This window comes from Martelella mediterranea, assembly GCF_004342225.1.
Classification (GTDB): Bacteria; Pseudomonadota; Alphaproteobacteria; order Rhizobiales; family Rhizobiaceae; genus Martelella; species Martelella mediterranea_B.
In genome coordinates this window covers 11,684-28,019 of the sequence record NZ_SMAR01000033.1, presented here as the reverse complement: position 1 = coordinate 28,019, position 16,336 = coordinate 11,684, and the positions used below count along the sequence as shown (strand labels likewise).

The window sequence follows — 16,336 nt, the reverse complement described above, 5'->3', positions numbered from 1 at the left end:
TCAATCTCCCAGCTGGCGGATACTCATGGCGGAATTGGCGACAGTGCCAACTGCGTTCAGCAATCCACCGGCTCTGGCCATGCTGCCCTGTCGTCTGAGATTGCGGGCACGCGCGCGATATTGTGCCTGAATGAATTCACTGTCCCGCCGATCGATAGAGATCTGCGAGGCGGCATCCTGCGCCGTGCGCTGCGCCTGGCCTTCGGCAATGCCGCCCGTCAGATCGACGCCGGCGGCGGCATACTTGTTTTTCGTCTCACCAAGGATCGACGCCATTTCGCGGCGGATCCTGTTTTGCCGTTGTTTGGCGTCAAGGTTTTCTTGTCCGGCCTGCAGGATCGCTTCATCTGCCTGTGCATTTGCGATTTCGGCCTGCGCATTGCCCATGCCGATCTGACCGAGCGCCGAAATACCGGAAAGCAGTGCCGTGCCGGTTTTAAGTGCCGCAAGGCCGCTGAAACCCGATGCCGCGCCGGCAGCTGCACTTGCGGCCCCCGTCGCACCCGCCGCGCCGGCAGCAGCCGTGCCTGCCGCAGCTGCGCCACCGCCTGAAAACAAGCCCATCAATGCAGAAAATGCCGCTTCCATATGTCGTCTCCATTAAAGTGCAGCTTCGACGGTAATGGAGCGCACGTTCAGTCTACCGGGCCGCAGTTGCGAGACAGTCACAAACGGGGCATCTGAATAGCCACGCAAACCGTTAATCTTGATCTCGCCGGTAAAGCCATGATCAAGCTCACCGACATCAGCCAGCATGCCGTAACGCGTAAGGTTGACGTTTCTGAGCGGGCCATCATTGGTTCCGATGGCAACGCTCGTTGTGTCAGTCAGCGATAACCGCACACTGTGAATGCGTCCGCGCCGTTTGACCACGGTGTTTGTGCCAACCTCGCGGGATGGCGGCAGCGTCTTCACCACCGGCGGCGACCAGGTGCCGACCGTCGCGTTTGATACCTCTATCGGCAATGTCAGGCTGCCGCCGGAAACCGTATAAGGGCCGAACACATTGGCATCGGCGATAACCCAAACCGAAACACCGTTGAAGCGAGAAAGACCGGTAAGCGTGGCGGTTGGCGATCCGAACGAAAAGCTTGTCGCATCGTCCACCAGCAACCCGTCTTCCATGCGCTGCAACCTGCGACTTCCGTTTCGGTCCGTGATGAATGAAAGCTCGTTGCGGCCGTTGACTGCGCAGGCTTTGAATGAAAGGCCATCGGCGCTCATCCGCGTGAATGCAGTGACCTCCTGTTCGCGCAGGATTGTCGCCAGCCGGGCTGCACCCGTCTGCAGCACAATGGCGTGCAGGTTTCCGTCATTGTCGGATGTGGCGCGCTGCACCGCCATATCCGATATACCTGCCCGCAGAAGATGCGGAGCCAGAAGGGATATGTTTGTTGAAATGAAATTGCCGTCGGTGTCGGTATAGCGCAATTCACCCAGCGTGGCCCGGTTCTTGTAGGCATAAAGGCTCGCGCCCTCATTCTCGCTGATAGGCACGCCGCGCGCCGTGCCATTGCGCGACGACTGCACATGGTTTGGCGCTTCATTGCGTGAGAGGCCGCGCTGCGCAATCCAGTATTCCGCCTGACTGGTGAATATCTGCAGATAAAGCGATGGCTTGATCCGCTCAATACTTTCACCGCCTTCGGCGTCCATCGGGATCAGGGCAGGGCCGTCATCTTCGGTGAAGCGGTTATTGAATTCAAAATAGTCACCCTGACGGCTCATCATCCAGGCATGCGGCAGGCTTTTGAAACCACCGACGATCAGGCGCTGGTTATAAAAACAGCCGCATTGCGGCCAGCCGCGAGCGGCTGAGATAACCGGCTCGCCGGGGGAGATGCCAACTGTGTTTTTAACGGCAACAATCGCGGCATCGGCCTTGTTGACAACAGAGCCGGAAACCGCCCAGCCATCACCTTCATTGCCAGCGCCGGAGAATGTAATCGTTACTTTTTTAGGCCCTGAAGGAAACGGTTCACCGGGATCTGGAATAACAGGATCCGTTGCAGGACCTGCCTCGACTGTAAAACCCGGGCTGACGTTTGGCAGATCTGCAATGGCGTTGCTGATATCGGTAATCAGCGTCAGCATGTCATCGTTGAAGGTGATCGAGAAAGTTTCCTGCTGGGAAACCGTCAGCGTGAAGATCGATGTTCCGCTTTCAAGCCCAACGAATTCGAGCGTCCAGACGGCCGCAACGCCGTTGGTATAGGTTCCTCCATAATCCCAGTCGGGCGGGTTCTCGATCGGCATCTCATCAGATGTCCAGCCGCTGTTCGTCAGGCGGATGCGCTTGGGCTTCAGGTCGCGATGAAACAGCAACAGCGTGTCGAAACGCTGCGCGCTGGTGGCCTCGGGCAGGATCCCGGCAAGGCCGGAAACATTGATATCGGCTGTTTTGCTGCTGGCTGACCAGACTTCGCCGGCATCGCCCGCAAAGACAATATCATAGGTAGTGCCAAGCGATGACATGAATGGAAAAATCCGCGCGGCATTGGCCGGCAGGCTGCCGATATCCCGCAAACCACCCCGATTGGAAAAGCCGCCTTGCGGCGCAATAACGATATTTTCCGCATATTGCAGGCCTGTTCCGAAATATTTGAGCTTGGTGCGCTCGTAGAGCAGTGGGTCAAGCTCACCGGCAGTATATGCGGCCTGTGTGTTGCCCGGGCGTGCGACCATGTCTTATCCCCTCCATGCCCGTTCAAGTGGATTGTTTGCGGTCCCCGTGGGCCGTGGCGGGTTTGAAAAGCCGTCTTCTGAAAGCGCCGCGCGCATTTGCCCACCGCGATAATTCTCGATCGATGAGCCATAGGCCATTTGCTGCAGGTCGTTTCGGCTGTTGCGGTCGGAGGCCAGAGAGAAGGCCAGTTCTGCGGCAATGGCCGTGACCGTCGCGCGCCGGAATGTTGCCGTCCATTGAGACGGCCGAGGCCGGAATTTGATCATGGCATAAAGCGGATCGTCACTGGCATGGACCTGACCATTCGTGAGGATAAACGCCTGATAACGCCGGTTTGGGTCTGAAGGGTCATCTGTCAGAAAAACTGGCGTGCCGGTGTAAGGAGCCGGAATATCGAAAACGTAAGTGTAACCGGTGAAGGCTGTCGCCTCATCGATGCGCGATAGCTGGCGCATTTCACGGGCAAACTGAAATCCTGCTGGCTGGATACCGAGATTAAAATCAACGACCATGCCGTAGATCAGCCCAGCACCGGAATTGCCGCCGTCATCATCGTCGAAACTCTGGATCGCGTCCTCACCGATCAGCGCGCAGGCCGCGTTTACGATTGCAATTTCATCGTCGAGAAGCACCATGCCAGCACCTTTGTTTTATGAATACGTGTCGGCCGCCGGGACGTGTAACCGGCGGCCGGGTGCGTGATTTCAGCTAGAGATTTCGCATCAAGCGACGTTCTGTGCTGCAATCGCCACCACACCGGACGTCACAGAAGTGACGATGTAGTTCCGGCGCATTGGTGTGCCGTCGAGATCGAGCGTGCAGTCGATCTGATCACCGGTCTTGACCCATTTGTATGTTGCCAGATCGTTGAAGTATCCGGCGGTCTCGATCGCGGCGGGGTCGTCATTGGTGGCATAGACATGCTTGCCGAGATTGGCCCCGGCCTCGCCGCTTGGATGCGGGATATAATCGACGGTGCGAAAGCCTTTGATGTTAAAAGCCATATTGATTTCTCCGGTTGATGGAATGAGGCCGAGCGACATGCGCCCGGTGATAGATCATCAGACGATGGCGATTGAGCTGTCCGTTCCAGTACGGAAGCGTGCGACGCCTTTGCCTTCCTGCAGGGTTGTGGCTGCGCCTTTGGCCTGCATGTTGAAGGAGGTCACATCGTATTCGTTGTGCCACTGGCTGATGACGCGCAGATCTGTGTTATTGGCCCAGCCCATGGCCGACTTGTGCCAGATGAACAGATCCTGCTTGTTGGCGCCCGGAACCGGGTAAAGATCTTCGGCGTCTTCCTCGACGAACAGAAACCAGTTGACGCCATTCCAGAAGCGCGTATCTGTCGATTTCACAAATGGCAGATCGTCGCTGACATGCTCGGCGGAGTTAACGACCTTGTTTCCAAGAAACTGGTTCCACTGCAGGGATGGCAGTCCACAAAAAACCTGTCCATCCCACGGCACCTTGTCATCCTGCAAAGCAGCGCAGAGACGCAGCGCATGAGCTGCGGAAAAAGCACCTGCAGAAAAATCGAGCGAGCCGTCAACCGTGGTTTTCGCTGCCGCCATTTTGGCGTAAATCTCGATATCGGTCGCCCGGCCAAGTGCCATTGCGCCAGAAGAATAGATGACCTCACGCTCATCGACCGTGGTGCGATCTTCATCGTATTCCTCGATCTCATCATACGCGACCCACGTTTCCAGAGACACTTCGAACTTTTTGCGCTCGCCGTTGCCTGGGATATTGCGCTGGCCGCGTGTTTTTTTCTTGGCAACCGATTTTCCTGCCAGCCAGAAAATGCCTTTTTCATTGTTTGCGATACGCATGGCCTGTGTGACGGTCGGTCGCAGGCGGTTGCCGCGCTGCTGATAGATCGCCATGGCGCGCCGCGCATACTGGGTTGTGTTCCAGTTGTTAACATTCTGTGTCATGGATCGCTCCGATGTTGATTGATGAGAAAAACACCGTTTGGAGAGGCCGCGCGCCGATCAGGGTCCGGTTATCAGCCGGAGAGGCCATCACTCTTGCAGGTCCGCCCGTTGTCTGATCCAAGGCTATGGGCGCCGGGGTATGGTAAACCGCAGAATGCAAAAAAGCCGGGCATTGCCCGGCCTTGTGTCGCGTGAGTATCTGATGTTTTTAACGATTGAGACGCCTGTAAGCGTCATCATAGCGCTTTCGCAGATCCGGATCGAAACGCTTGTTCGGATCCTTGTGATCGCGGTTGTGCGGATCAATGCGTGGATCGCTGTCCAGCTTCTGAAGATCTGCATCTGTCAGCTGGCCATCACCTCCGCCATGACCTTCCAGTCCGAAGCCACTGTCACTCATCCTTGCCGAAAGCGCCTGCAGAATGGCGTTGCCGGCGGCTGTGTCCGTCAGCCCCATAAACATACCCTTCGCCGCGTCGGAAAGATCTTTTGGCAGATCCAGCTGTTCGATCAGGCCGTTTGCAAAGGTTTCATTCTGTTGCAGAGACTTTTCAACGCCCTTTGCATCCAGTCCGGTGGCACTCTGATACGTCGAAAGTTCCGTTTTCGGGTTGAAAGGCTCGGCCAACAAGCCAGCCTCTGCCATCGGCCCGAAAGTGTCGGAAATGAAGCCTGCAAACTGCTCCTGGCTCATACCATGCTTGTGTGCGGCTTCACGGGCGGCAGAAAACATCTTGTCTTCGCTGAGATTACCGAAAAACGGAGAGAGGCTTTCGCCCGGATCAAAAGCATATTCGTCAGGTGTTTTGGGTGCTGCCGGCATTTTTGAAAGTTTGTCGCGCATACCGGTGAAGCGGGTATTCACATCCTGATAACCGCCCAGCAGTTTGCCCAGTGTTTCATCGGCATCTGCGCCCATGAATTCTTCCGGAAGGCCTTCCGGCGCTTTCCAGCCTCCATCACCGCCGCCGCCGTCACCACTGCCCGCAGCGTTACCTTCACCTTCGCCGGTACCACCGCCTTCTGCCTCGAAAACCGGCATAGGCATAAACCGCCTCAACAGATCATGCATCGTTTTTTCCTTTCACGTCAGGTTTGCACGTCGCGTGGCTTGATGGCCTCGCCTTCGCCCAGGCTGATTTGCCGGGCGATCTCTTGAGCAAGTGAATTCTGCCCCTCACGAAAAGCGCCATAGGTCGCCATCGTCGCTGGATCCCATCCAGCCGTTGCAAAGTAAACGGCGCGACGTAGCGTTACATCGAACATGGATTCCAGGGCTTTTCGACCATCAGGGGAGTTGTAAAAACGCGCCCATGCCGATGCGATCGCGCGCGCATCCTCAGCGTCCTTTTCCTGCTGGATTTTGAGCGCTTGCTGCGTTTTTTCGTCGGCTTGCTCAAACCAGTCCCAGCCACCGCTGGCCGCGCCGGAAATGATGCCTTCAATGTCCTGTGGTTTCATCCTAACTTCCCCCGGCTGCACCGGCCGCCTGCGCGGCAACGGCAGCGGCCTGCAATTGTTGTTCTTGCTCGTCCATGGCATCCCGCTCCTTATCGGTTACCATCAGCTTTTCCGGAATGCCGAAATCACGGCCGATCATCACAAGCGATTGCTCAACCTTTGCGACCCGGTTTGATCTGTCCTGCATGATCATCAGAACCATCTGCAGCCACTGCACGATCTTCTCGATGCGCTGGGCTTCGCGCGCAATTGCCAGCGGGCTTTTGATCTTGACGCGCACAAGCAGCTGGTCGATCGGGATATCGCTGGCGATCAGACCGCGATTATAGGCCAGTTCAAGAACGCGTTTGACGGCAGGGATTGTGACCTCTTTGACCAGGCGGCCGTAAGCGCCCAGATGATCGGAAGCCAATCGCTTGACCCGTTCCAGAATTTCGGTTGCCGAGCGCACCGCGGCACCCTCTGCCGGAAGGCTCTGATCCATCATCGTTGCCTTCACGCCCATCCGCATTTCGTTCAAAACCATGTTTTGCAGGTCGATGCGAGGATCCGGGAAGCGCTGAACCGATGGCCCCAGAGATCCGCCATTGCGCGCCACCTTCCAGAACGCGCCGGGGGCCTGCACTGCCAGATCCGGATTGAAAACACCGTCGTCAACAGCCGTGTAGATGCCAAGCATGGCAATCGATGCTGCCTGCAGCTGCAGGCGTGCCGTTGTGTTCAGGGTTTTGATTGTCGGCATCGCCAGCATGACCGGGCCACGGCCATAAGTTTCACCCGGTACACGGAAGTAGCGCGGGACCAGCCAGGGGCATGTGCGTGATTTTTTCTGGCGCAATTTCGCTGACTGCTTTTTGCACCATACGGTCATGATCCATTCGCTCTTGCGCGCATCATAAACCGTATCCTGATAGATATCGATTTCCTCTTCCGGCTTGTCGCGCAGAAGCTCTTTCATTTCTTCGCTGAGCCGTGCGCGTGGCCACGTTTCTTTAACCACGCGGATTGTCATTTTGCGTGTCCAGAAGATGCCGGAAATGCGGTTGCGGGGTCCGTTTTCAAGGAGCAGTTCGTCAATAGGAACGCTCATAGGTTCCCAGAGCTTATCCGGTTCATTCGTGCTGTCCATGAGGATAGCGCCGGTTCCGGCGGAAAGCTCAAGGGCCATTTCGTGAAAGGCCATATCCCAGTCGCCGTCATCGAAAAAAGCGCCCGCGACACTGCCGATCGGCTCAAGTTGCTTGGCGAGTTCGTCACGCTCGGCCGGGTTTACAATCACCGGTCCCGGCTCAAGCTTGAAATTGTCCTGACCGGCGGGCCAGAAGTCTTGCTGCAGCTTTCCGGCAAAGCGAAACGCGCTGTCCACCGCCGTGTGATCGAACACCTGGTCGACGCGTTTTTCGCCGCGCGAGCGGCCATTGCGTTCGGAGTTGGCCGATTTGCGGAACGGAATGGCATACTGATAGGCTTCGTCCAGAAGCGGCTGGAATTCGTCGCGCTCACGCTGGGCGACATTGCGCCGCTGTTTGAGGCGTGTTGTTTCACTCATCAGGCACCGCCAAGTGTATCGACACCATTGCCTGAAAGGAATGTCAGCAGCCGGCTTCCGGTTTTACGACCGGCTTTGCCGCTGGTCGATTGATCAACTTCCGCCTGCTGTCGTGCCATATCCGCCAGTTGCCGGCGCTGGTTGGCTTCCTGCTGTTTGCGGAGATCACCTGCACCGCTCTTCCCGCCGAATAGATTGGTCATCTCTCGTCCAAAGCTCCGTATTGTTCCACTGCTCGACGAACCTGAAACCGGATAGGCGGGCAATCCGCTTACCGGCATCGGTTGCGCAAAACGTCACGATGGAAGGGTAGGGCGCAGCATCTAGCGTCAACCGGATGTTTCGCACGATGAAAAGCATATGTTCAGAGCATTTCGGCCGGACACAAAACCATGCCTCAGCCCATCCATCATTCGGATAGAGGCCAAACAGCCCGATAGCTTCACCGGATTGCCGCAGCACATAGCTTTCGCCATGCGCCCACATCTGTTTGGCAATGGCCCAGTTGATCTGGGTGGCTGCCCCCGACATATCGGCCATGTCAAAGATTGACGCCGGCGTTTCGATTTCAAGTGTCATCGCCCGATCAGCCCGACCTGGTGAGGATCGAAGCCATTCCCCCCGCCCCAGGGGGAGCGCTTCTCACCGCTCTGGCTGGACCAGCCTCCGTTCTGCCTTGGTGCACGATCTGCATCGGCGGCACTGCGAATAGCGCCGGTGCGACCGCGAAAACCAAGGACGAGGTATTGCAGGCTGTCATGCAAGTCCGAGTGCGGATGGCCTTTGTCTGGCTTCTCCTCATATTCGGTCTGCGCCGTTTCAGCGCGTTTCCGGTATCGGTATTTCCCCTCGAAACCTTCCAGCAGGAGCGGGCAGCGTTCAGGATCAATCAGCAGGTGTGTGTCCTGTTCGAGATAACCACGCAGCTCAGCTTTCACCGCATCGAGGCGCATTCCAAGTTCGTTCGAGCCGCCGGCAGGAATGAGGATCGGAAGGCCGAGAATGACGGCAAGCGTTTCCATGGCTGAAAGCTGGCCGCCCTCCTGGTCGGCGCCGTGCTCTGCCGCCGGATCGACCCAGAGGCGCACCTTTGAGGCATTTGAATAGTCTTCAGAAAGCCGCTGCTTCAACGCTTCGCCGAAACGCGCCGCCCCGACGCCGTGACCGAGATAGAGTTCATCGGCAACAATGATGCGGCCCGGCGCTCTGGTTTGCCCGAAAACAGCCGCCGGGTTCAGCGTATTCATCGAAATATCGATGCCGATGCCAAGCGTGAGTTTGGGATCTGTCAGGATCCGCATGCGCGCAACGTGCCGGCGGCGATCGAAAGCGTCATAGACAGGTTTTCCAGCGCGTGAATATCCAAACTCGTTATCGACCATGCGTTTTACAAACCAGTCTTCCTGGTTGCGCACGATACGGTCGTAGTAGTCCGGCTCAAGGTTGAACCGGTTCTCCGCCTCTTCGGATCGGCCTGACGGCTGCTGGAACAGATAGCGGTCTGGTGTTCGCTTTTTGATGAGGTCGCGATATGTCCAGCTATCGACGGTCGGCGCGTTCATGTCGCCGATCACCATGCGCAGCCGCTGGCCGCTTTCCAGCTTGTGGCCCAGTTGGCGGCCAAGTGCTTCAATTTCGTCCACGGTGAGCAGGTTTTTCGAAGCGGGATAACGACCGACACGTTGCTCCATATCGGCAAGAGAACCGTCTGCATGTGTGTCGATCTCGTTGAGCCAGCCGCCCGAATATTCACGGCCTTTCATCATGGTCTCAATTGAGTTCTCGCCAAGGCCCGCAAACTCGGTGATGACCTCGACACGAACACCATCTGCGCCCATGAAACGCAGCGTGTGCGTCACCGGACGATCATTGCCGCCCGCCCACGCCGATCCAGGATACTTCTTGTGAAACCATTGCTTCCAGCTTTCAAGAACCGTCTTTTCTGCCGATCGGAAGGTATCACGCAGCACGATCCATCGGCACATGCGCGTTGGCTTGCCGTCTTCCGGGTGCCATGCAATCGGCGCTTTGCTCGCAGCGTAGATCCGCTTGAAGACGCAGGCCGTTGTTTTACCGCCACCCAGCGGACCCATGATGACGGCGGTGAGAAGATCAGAGACGATGAATGCCTGCGCCACAGGGCCGGGCGGCGTATATCGGAAAGGAGAAAACTTCTCATCGATCTCGTAACGCGCCACAAGGGCGCGCACCTCCTGCGTATCCCGTTTTTTGAGATCGTCGCGTGTAATGCTGCCTATCGTGCCGCTCATGCCGCGCGCCCTTTCAATGCAAAGAACCAGCTGGCGCGCGCGCATGCGCGCCAGCACCGCTGATGTCACCGAAAGGCCGAAGGCCTGCAGGTGTCCTTTCAATCATCCTGAATTCCGAATGAAGTGGACCAGATGATCTGAAAGACTGAGCGGCGATCCCCCGACCCCCGGAATGGCGGAAAGAGACCGGGCGTGCCTCACGATCCCCCGCACCCCCATGGCTTCCGTCTGAACGTGGCACAACGTTCAAATTAGACGCCTCTCGATAAGCAAACCCCGATTGCTTAAATCGGGATCGGTGCGCAAGCGGCCTCCCCCTGGGGGCGGGGTGGCCCCCGCTTCGGGGAAAGGTCTCACCGCGAATTACGCGAACGTAAAGGTAATTTTCTCTGGCGATGCCACCGCCCAGGGGGGCAGTGGCAGCCTTTCGGCATTGGTCTTGCAACTGATTTTTGATCAGAGGAATATCGTTTGATATCAACATGTTATCTCACTTGTGACCAGTTGCGCCGAAAGTCATACGACCGTCAATTCTCTAAGTCATTGTTTTCATTGGAGTGCTGTTCAATCAGCGGCTGACCGACTGACATGCCCTTTTCCGCTGCGATCTGCTTCGCCTGGTCGAGCTGGTTTGTGCCAAGGTTAAGCATCAGCATCGGCAGCAGCTCCTCGATCGTCTGCGGCATGCTCATGATCTTGGCGTGCAGGTAAGGTGCCAGCTGAACGCGCATGGCGTTCTGGTCCTGCATCACCTGCCACAGGCTCGGCGGCTTTGATGGTTGGCGCTCACAGATCCATGCATGCAGCTGTTCTGCTGGCATGGTGACGTACTGCATCAGCGCTTCAACAGGATCCGCGTAGCCTTTCTCCTCCTGCAGGGCGAGAAGATCACGCGATCGCTTGTTTGTCGCCCCTTTTGGCCGTCCGGGCTTGCGGCGGGGCTTGGCTTTGCGGTCGCGCGCCAGCCGTTCGGCCTCCCGGCGCTCCCAGCTGGCCTCGGCGTCGGCGAACTCACCCAAATCCATATCGTCAGTTTCTTCGGATATTTTATTCATGGCCCTGTCTCGAAACTGTCTAGCTACTGTCTAAGCGCTGTCTTTTGAATTAAGTAATAAATACAATATCTTATATATGTATAAGACGTTTAGACAGTTAGACAGTGTAGTTCTACGTGTGCGCGTGCGTGTGTGTGTATGTATGAGGGGAAATGCTGTCTTATTGTCTAACTGTCTTGAAGTTCTGATTTTGCTTTTCATACCAATGCTTTAGCGCTGCAAAATCGTTAGACAGTGGCAAGACAGTGCTAGACAGTTTGTCTGTCTTGCCACACGCATGAGTGCACCATAGGCCCGGCCACGACAGGTCAACCGCGCGATTATTCGCACAGCGAAGGGTCGGGGCTGGGGTTTTGAGGTGCAAAATGACGCAATTCGGCGGCGCTCTGCATCGTTGAGTTGAAATCATCAGCCAAGCGCCCCGTATGCCTTGAGATCGATGAACAGGCAGCGCACCTGCCGCCCGGCAATGGTGACGCGGTTGTCCTGCCTGCCGCTGCCATCGTCTATGGTTTTGCTGACGATGTGCGGCGGTGCGCGCCTGAGCGCCCATTTCCAGCTGCCGTTGCCGCCACGGTCGCCGAACGGCGTGTCCAGAAGCGCACGGCCGATCTTTTTCGAGCTGTTGGGTACGGCCAGTGTCAAACCGCTCCGGACATCGCCATAGAGGCCAAGGTCTGCCAGCGCCAGCCGGTCACGCGTGTTCTGGAGTGCTGAGGTCTGGCTATCACCGAACTCTGAAGCCGTGCGGCCAAGCTTCAAGTCATCGATCACCTGCGCCACGGTCTTTTTAGCGCCGCCGGTATAAGCATCGATCTCGCTTGTCAGGATGTAGTCGATCGCCTGCCGCCAGGTCTCGCCTGCGCCTTCAAGCTCCGGCATTGCTTCAGCCTTCAGCCACTCACCCCATTTGTGCAGGTCTCCGCCCTGTTCGCTCGGCATTCCCAGTGCCTTCAGACCGTCGTCACCGATCAGCGTGTGGGCCAGTGCCAGAAATGTGCCGTATGTCTTTTGTCCACGGCTGTTGTGCCCGGCCTCGCGCAGCACCGCATAGTACTGATCCAGCTTGTATTCGAGGTCGCTCCAGCCATCCGCAAGGATCCGGAGCAGGCGTGGGCCAACAGTTTCAGCGGCTGAAAGCGTCGGCGCTTTGTTACTGGTCACCTTCAGCGGCATCATCTCAACGATCACAAGACGCGTAAGGTTTGCCGGCGGAATGGGCGGGGGGTTGATGCCGGAAAATGCGAAAGATGACTGCGCCTGAAATTCCACGCCCTTGTGGTTCTGGCCGCCACGGATGCGCACGGATCCGGATGCCGCATCACGCGCCATCTTGATCACTTTTTGCGCCTGATCCTGCCCGTCCTCGCCTTCCAGCTCGTCGATCGCGATTGGCACGCTGTCATGGCCGACGAGCTGATACAGACCGGCCTCTGAGGCATTGGTGGTTGCCACCATCATCTTGCCGAGAACCGAGCGGATCAGGCCGTTTTTGCCGAAAAGCTCTGATTTACCAGTGCCGGCATCGCCGACCATGAAGAGTGATGGTCGCCAGTCCAGCGCACCGCCCAGCATGGCAACGCCAAGCCAGCCCACCAAGAACATGGCGTCGACATCGCCGCGTGCGAAATGCCACGTGCGCAGGATCTCGAATAACTCGGTTGCAGGATTATCGTCCTGTGTCACCTGCTCCGGCCATGGCACGAAAGAGGACGGGCGACGCGGATAGAAATAGCCGTCATATTCGCCGGTATCGTCCAGCTGGCCGTCAATCCACATGGCATCGCCGCAATGGATCATCAGACCGCCCTGGTCATCGCGCCACGCGCCTCGGCCGCGCACCGTGTCGCTCATGCTCCATGCCCCGCGCGCCCGGCAGGCGGAAAACAGATCGCGACGCACGCGCTCGCTCTTGAAGCCGGGGTCTGCCGCCATTTTCTTAGGTTCCTTGGCAGGCCACGCCCAGTAAAGAAAATCCTCATGCCCGGCGAAAAGCTTCTGCAGACGCTCAACACCGAGCTGACCGTTTGCCGCTGAATTGAACACCTGACCCATCGTATCGACGAAGTAGAATGCCTCGCCCTCATAGCCGAGCGGGCGCACCGGGCAGTCCTTTGGCAAATAGCCGGTATCGTCCAGCTCGCCCTTTTCCGGCCATTCGCCGGGCGGCACGCCGTTCCACGGCTGGCCGGGCAGGGGGTAGACGGCATCGCGCCGCTTTGCTTCCAGCTTGGCGCGCTGTTGTGCGGCTGAAATCAGACCGCCAACACGACCGGCGCCGCTTTTGCCATCCTGTTCGTTCATTGCATTAAACCTGTGGAAAACTTTTCAAGGGCCGCAAAAGCCGGTTGGAAACCGGCTTTTGGTTGACAAATGACCGCTCAGTTTCGCTTGCGCTTTGTGCCGGTCTGGCTGTTTTTTGCCTTTTCAGCGTCTTCCACGGCTGGTTTTACCGGTTCCTTGGCCTGATCAGCGTCTCCAGCCGTGCCATCCGGTTCGCCCTGCTGTCCGTTCCCGTCGCCTGCAGCGGGCGTATCACCATCGCGCTGAACCAGCGCGTCAGCCTGCGGTGTTCCGCCCGCTTCCTGTTCCGTTTCATTGCCTGCCGGCGGCTGTTGATTTTCTGGCTTTTCTTCACTGGGCGCTCCAAGGTTGATCGTGTTGAGGTTGATGGCGAGCGGTTCGGGCTGCACCTCGATGACAGGTTCTGGCTCCGGCGATACTTCGCGGCGCGGCCGGGCCAGCGCTGCGAGAAACTGGCGCTGGTGCGGCTCCATCTCGTTCATGCTGCCGATCGGCTCGAAAATCGTGTCCTCGATGTCCGGCTTTGGTGCAGGCTTTCGCGCAGCGGCTTCCGCTTGCGCCGCCATCGCATTGCGCAAATGCAGCATGTCGTCATAATTTGATCGGAAGATCCGCGCGAAGATCTGAAAGGACCACTGACGCGATGTTTCAACGTCAGCAAACAATTTGCTTTCCGGAATGCCGTCCTGCAGCACGCCTTCATGTCTGAATTTAAGCCAGAGCTGATCACCAAACGCGCTTTTGCGCTGGCAATAGGCCCCCATCTCATAGATCACACCGGCCAGAGGATCGCCTTCCAGTCCGGTTCCCGGCCAGTCATAGCCGTCTGTCTCATTGAACATGCCATAAAGCTGGCTGGCTGCCGCATGGGCCACGGCCGCCGCCGCCTCGACGAGGTCGAGTTTTGCTAAATCGAGTTTCACCATGATCTCCTTTTGAACGCGTCGTTGACGTCTTTTCCCCAGCTCGCCGGCATCGAGATCACCTCGACCGGCTTGCCGAAGCCCTTGATCCGCGCCACCGCGCGGCGAAACAGGCCCTGTGCCTGGCGCTTGCCCCAGTCATTGTCCTGGAAGATGATGTAGCCGCTGGCGCTGGCGTGGTCGGGCAGGGATAAGAGGCCGGAAAGCGATCCGGTTGCCCACATGCGTAAGTCCGGCGCTGCAATGGCGGCGGAATAGCCGTCTTCTGTGCCTTCGACGACGCCAACAAGGCCGGATATGCCGGCGGCGGCGGCCTTTTCCGCGCCGATGCCGGCCGCGCCATTGGTAAGCCGGATTACGAGACCTGTGGTCTCCGGAAACATCAGCTTGGCCTTGTCCACATCGGCCTTGCCGCTGCCATCTGGCTGCAGAAATGTGTAATGATTGGCGGCAACGCGGCCTTCTGCCGTCACCATGGCGTGGATCATCGCTGGCAGAAATGGCCGGTCATCATCCATCCAGTACTGGCATTCGGCGCGATAGCGGATTGCGTGCCCAAGGGCGGGAATGGCGGAAAGCGCAATGCCACGGCTGGCCAGATACGCTTCCACCGGCGTGTCAGTCACGGTCTCATTGCACCCGTAGAAGAATTTGCGCGAGCGTGTGATGTTGCTCTCGCGCCGTTCGCTTTCGCGCGCCTCTGCCGCCATGCGCCGACTTTTGGCCTCTGCCTCCATGCGGCGCTTCGCAACCGGGTCCATGTCCTTCAGGCCATAGCGTTCTTCCAGCCATGCAACGGCATCCATTCGGCTTTCATCAGAAACGAGGCCCGAAAGTGCATAGGCAACCAGGTCGATTGCATCGCCTTTATCGCCGGATACATAGTCTTTCCACGCACCGCGCCGGTTGCCGGTCAGCCACACGCACATCTGGTCGGGTTTGGCATGGGCGCGGTATGGGTTGGCAACATTCCATAGGCCGGTGCGTTTATGCTTCCGGCTGGCATGCAGCAGCTCTTCGATCAGGCTTTCCAGATCGTCGATCGCGCGGGCTTTGGCGACGGAAAAGCGGCTCATTGTCCCTCGCTTTTCTGCGCCCGGTCGATCTCCTGCATGTAGGCAAAAAATAGCGCTGCCACTGGCTCGGCCGCGCCGGTCAACGGCACGCACTTAACCAGCATGCCGTCCGAAAAAAGCGTAATGACATCGACCGGAATGTAATGGTCTTTCTTGATCGTAACTCCTTTGTATGAGGGCGGCAGCGCAGAACCTGCCGTTCGTGTAAAGCAGTTTGATCGGCCGAAAAATTGCAGAAAAGGAGCAAGGTCTGTCCGTGGAGATACGCGGAACTCGATCTGCGGCATTGGGTATTCGGCAAACCTCAAACTCTCGATCATCGTCTCGATCGAAAGACTGTCTTCTGGCTTATCGCTCTCAGCATTGGTGGTGTTGATTGCGTTCTTCCAAGCCGCTTTCAGCGTGGCGTCAAAGTGCGCGGCGATCTGCTCGCGGATCTTGTCTTCGGCGGTCATTGTTGCTCACCCGTCATCACGGTTTCGATCTTCGTCAGCGCGGCGTCAAAGGCTGGATCTTCACGGGCCTTTTCAACGCGGCGCAGATGTTTGGATATGTTTTGCTTTGTGCAGCCACAAAGCGCGGCAGCGGTGGCCTGCCGCACATTGCAGGCGGTCACCAGCAGATAGATTTCGACGGCCTGCCGGCGCGCCTGCAGCTCCGGCATCTGGGCAACAGCAAAACGGATAGAGCGCAGCGCCGATCCGCCAGCGCGCAGCATCAGCCGGTCGATCATGGCTGCTCTCCGTTATCAGGATCCGGAAACACGTCCTCGGCAGAGCGTCGCCGGGCCTCGATTGTGCGCAGGGCAAAACGCAGGGCGGTAATCTGCGCTGGAAAAGCGCGTTTCTCACGCCGGATCCGCCGCCATGTCTCGCGTGATATCGCAGCTGTATCGGCCAGCTCTGAATGCTGCACATCCATGATTTGCCGCCGCCTTTCTATTTTGGCGAGCGCTTCGGCCTGCTCTGGCCGGTATGTGGATCGTTTGCTCATATCGCCACCTGAAAAAGGCGGCCCTACGCACTACAAAAAAGGCCCGAAAACGTGAGGGAAGAAGTGGCCCTGCGGCCGCCGG

Annotated in this window: 18 protein-coding genes; all 18 read right to left on the bottom strand. The window is 57.8% G+C overall.

Going from position 1 to position 16,336, the window contains the following annotated elements:
• On the bottom strand, positions 1-588 hold the full coding sequence (locus tag EDC90_RS16700; protein ID WP_165972874.1) for a hypothetical protein: 588 nt from the start codon (positions 586-588) through the stop codon (positions 1-3).
• Between the two features lie 12 nt (positions 589-600).
• Entirely contained in the window at positions 601-2,685 is a 2,085-nt protein-coding gene (locus EDC90_RS16695) for a hypothetical protein (RefSeq protein WP_132313697.1), read from the bottom strand.
• 3 nt (positions 2,686-2,688) lie between these two features.
• Positions 2,689-3,321 carry a hypothetical protein gene (locus EDC90_RS16690; protein WP_132313696.1) on the bottom strand — a complete coding sequence of 211 codons (633 nt, stop codon included), beginning with the start codon at positions 3,319-3,321 and terminating at the stop codon, positions 2,689-2,691.
• 87 nt (positions 3,322-3,408) lie between these two features.
• Positions 3,409-3,690, bottom strand: coding sequence for a hypothetical protein (locus EDC90_RS16685; RefSeq protein WP_132313695.1), 282 nt, complete (start codon positions 3,688-3,690; stop codon positions 3,409-3,411).
• A 57-nt stretch (positions 3,691-3,747) separates the two neighbouring features.
• Positions 3,748-4,623, bottom strand: coding sequence for a phage capsid protein (locus EDC90_RS16680; RefSeq protein ID WP_132313693.1), 876 nt, complete (start codon positions 4,621-4,623; stop codon positions 3,748-3,750).
• Positions 4,624-4,831: 208 nt separating this feature from the next.
• The gene (locus EDC90_RS16675) at positions 4,832-5,695 is read right to left on the bottom strand and encodes a hypothetical protein (protein ID WP_132313691.1); all 864 of its coding nucleotides are present in this window, start codon (positions 5,693-5,695) and stop codon (positions 4,832-4,834) included.
• A gap of 17 nt (positions 5,696-5,712) precedes the next feature.
• Positions 5,713-6,084, bottom strand: a complete 372-nt coding sequence (locus EDC90_RS16670) for a hypothetical protein (RefSeq protein WP_132313689.1) — start codon at positions 6,082-6,084, stop codon at positions 5,713-5,715.
• A 1-nt stretch (position 6,085) separates the two neighbouring features.
• Complete coding sequence (locus EDC90_RS16665; protein WP_132313687.1) at positions 6,086-7,633, bottom strand: portal protein; 1,548 nt, start codon at positions 7,631-7,633, stop codon at positions 6,086-6,088.
• A complete protein-coding gene (locus tag EDC90_RS16660) occupies positions 7,633-7,836 on the bottom strand; it encodes a hypothetical protein (RefSeq protein ID WP_132313685.1) in 204 nt (67 codons plus the stop codon). The genes EDC90_RS16665 and EDC90_RS16660 overlap by 1 nt, the downstream gene beginning before the upstream one ends.
• Positions 7,799-8,212: a hypothetical protein gene (locus EDC90_RS16655; RefSeq protein ID WP_132313683.1), complete on the bottom strand. Its 414-nt coding sequence runs from the start codon at positions 8,210-8,212 to the stop codon at positions 7,799-7,801. Before EDC90_RS16655 ends, EDC90_RS16660 begins: the two co-directional genes overlap by 38 nt.
• A complete protein-coding gene (locus EDC90_RS16650; RefSeq protein ID WP_132313681.1) occupies positions 8,209-10,005 on the bottom strand; it encodes a hypothetical protein in 1,797 nt (598 codons plus the stop codon). The genes EDC90_RS16655 and EDC90_RS16650 overlap by 4 nt, the downstream gene beginning before the upstream one ends.
• Before the next feature lie 425 nt (positions 10,006-10,430).
• A complete protein-coding gene (locus EDC90_RS16645; protein WP_132313679.1) occupies positions 10,431-10,928 on the bottom strand; it encodes a hypothetical protein in 498 nt (165 codons plus the stop codon).
• 438 nt (positions 10,929-11,366) lie between these two features.
• Entirely contained in the window at positions 11,367-13,262 is a 1,896-nt protein-coding gene (locus EDC90_RS16640) for a hypothetical protein (protein ID WP_132313677.1), read from the bottom strand.
• A 77-nt stretch (positions 13,263-13,339) separates the two neighbouring features.
• Entirely contained in the window at positions 13,340-14,188 is an 849-nt protein-coding gene (locus EDC90_RS16635; protein ID WP_207903942.1) for a hypothetical protein, read from the bottom strand.
• Positions 14,182-15,261 carry a DUF7146 domain-containing protein gene (locus EDC90_RS16630; RefSeq protein WP_132313673.1) on the bottom strand — a complete coding sequence of 360 codons (1,080 nt, stop codon included), beginning with the start codon at positions 15,259-15,261 and terminating at the stop codon, positions 14,182-14,184. The genes EDC90_RS16635 and EDC90_RS16630 overlap by 7 nt, the downstream gene beginning before the upstream one ends.
• Positions 15,258-15,716: a hypothetical protein gene (locus tag EDC90_RS16625; RefSeq protein ID WP_132313671.1), complete on the bottom strand. Its 459-nt coding sequence runs from the start codon at positions 15,714-15,716 to the stop codon at positions 15,258-15,260. Before EDC90_RS16625 ends, EDC90_RS16630 begins: the two co-directional genes overlap by 4 nt.
• Positions 15,713-15,994 (bottom strand): hypothetical protein, encoded by a 282-nt coding sequence (locus EDC90_RS16620; protein WP_132313669.1) that lies wholly within the window; start codon positions 15,992-15,994, stop codon positions 15,713-15,715. The genes EDC90_RS16625 and EDC90_RS16620 overlap by 4 nt, the downstream gene beginning before the upstream one ends.
• Positions 15,991-16,254 carry a hypothetical protein gene (locus EDC90_RS16615; protein WP_132313667.1) on the bottom strand — a complete coding sequence of 88 codons (264 nt, stop codon included), beginning with the start codon at positions 16,252-16,254 and terminating at the stop codon, positions 15,991-15,993. The genes EDC90_RS16620 and EDC90_RS16615 overlap by 4 nt, the downstream gene beginning before the upstream one ends.
• Between the last annotated feature and the right edge of the window lie 82 nt (positions 16,255-16,336).

Excerpts from the sequence above, each read along its gene's own strand:
- EDC90_RS16700 (WP_165972874.1), bottom strand. The coding sequence starts at position 588 with ATGGAAGCGGCATTTTCTGCATTGATGGGCTTGTTTTCAGGCGGTGGC.
- EDC90_RS16695 (WP_132313697.1), bottom strand. The coding sequence starts at position 2,685 with ATGGTCGCACGCCCGGGCAACACACAGGCCGCATATACTGCCGGTGAG.
- EDC90_RS16690 (WP_132313696.1), bottom strand. The coding sequence starts at position 3,321 with ATGGTGCTTCTCGACGATGAAATTGCAATCGTAAACGCGGCCTGCGCG.
- EDC90_RS16685 (WP_132313695.1), bottom strand. The coding sequence starts at position 3,690 with ATGGCTTTTAACATCAAAGGCTTTCGCACCGTCGATTATATCCCGCAT.
- EDC90_RS16680 (WP_132313693.1), bottom strand. The coding sequence starts at position 4,623 with ATGACACAGAATGTTAACAACTGGAACACAACCCAGTATGCGCGGCGC.
- EDC90_RS16675 (WP_132313691.1), bottom strand. The coding sequence starts at position 5,695 with ATGCATGATCTGTTGAGGCGGTTTATGCCTATGCCGGTTTTCGAGGCA.
- EDC90_RS16670 (WP_132313689.1), bottom strand. The coding sequence starts at position 6,084 with ATGAAACCACAGGACATTGAAGGCATCATTTCCGGCGCGGCCAGCGGT.
- EDC90_RS16665 (WP_132313687.1), bottom strand. The coding sequence starts at position 7,633 with ATGAGTGAAACAACACGCCTCAAACAGCGGCGCAATGTCGCCCAGCGT.
- EDC90_RS16660 (WP_132313685.1), bottom strand. The coding sequence starts at position 7,836 with ATGACCAATCTATTCGGCGGGAAGAGCGGTGCAGGTGATCTCCGCAAA.
- EDC90_RS16655 (WP_132313683.1), bottom strand. The coding sequence starts at position 8,212 with ATGACACTTGAAATCGAAACGCCGGCGTCAATCTTTGACATGGCCGAT.
- EDC90_RS16645 (WP_132313679.1), bottom strand. The coding sequence starts at position 10,928 with ATGGATTTGGGTGAGTTCGCCGACGCCGAGGCCAGCTGGGAGCGCCGG.
- EDC90_RS16640 (WP_132313677.1), bottom strand. The coding sequence starts at position 13,262 with ATGAACGAACAGGATGGCAAAAGCGGCGCCGGTCGTGTTGGCGGTCTG.
- EDC90_RS16635 (WP_207903942.1), bottom strand. The coding sequence starts at position 14,188 with ATGGTGAAACTCGATTTAGCAAAACTCGACCTCGTCGAGGCGGCGGCG.
- EDC90_RS16630 (WP_132313673.1), bottom strand. The coding sequence starts at position 15,261 with ATGAGCCGCTTTTCCGTCGCCAAAGCCCGCGCGATCGACGATCTGGAA.
- EDC90_RS16625 (WP_132313671.1), bottom strand. The coding sequence starts at position 15,716 with ATGACCGCCGAAGACAAGATCCGCGAGCAGATCGCCGCGCACTTTGAC.
- EDC90_RS16620 (WP_132313669.1), bottom strand. The coding sequence starts at position 15,994 with ATGATCGACCGGCTGATGCTGCGCGCTGGCGGATCGGCGCTGCGCTCT.
- EDC90_RS16615 (WP_132313667.1), bottom strand. The coding sequence starts at position 16,254 with ATGAGCAAACGATCCACATACCGGCCAGAGCAGGCCGAAGCGCTCGCC.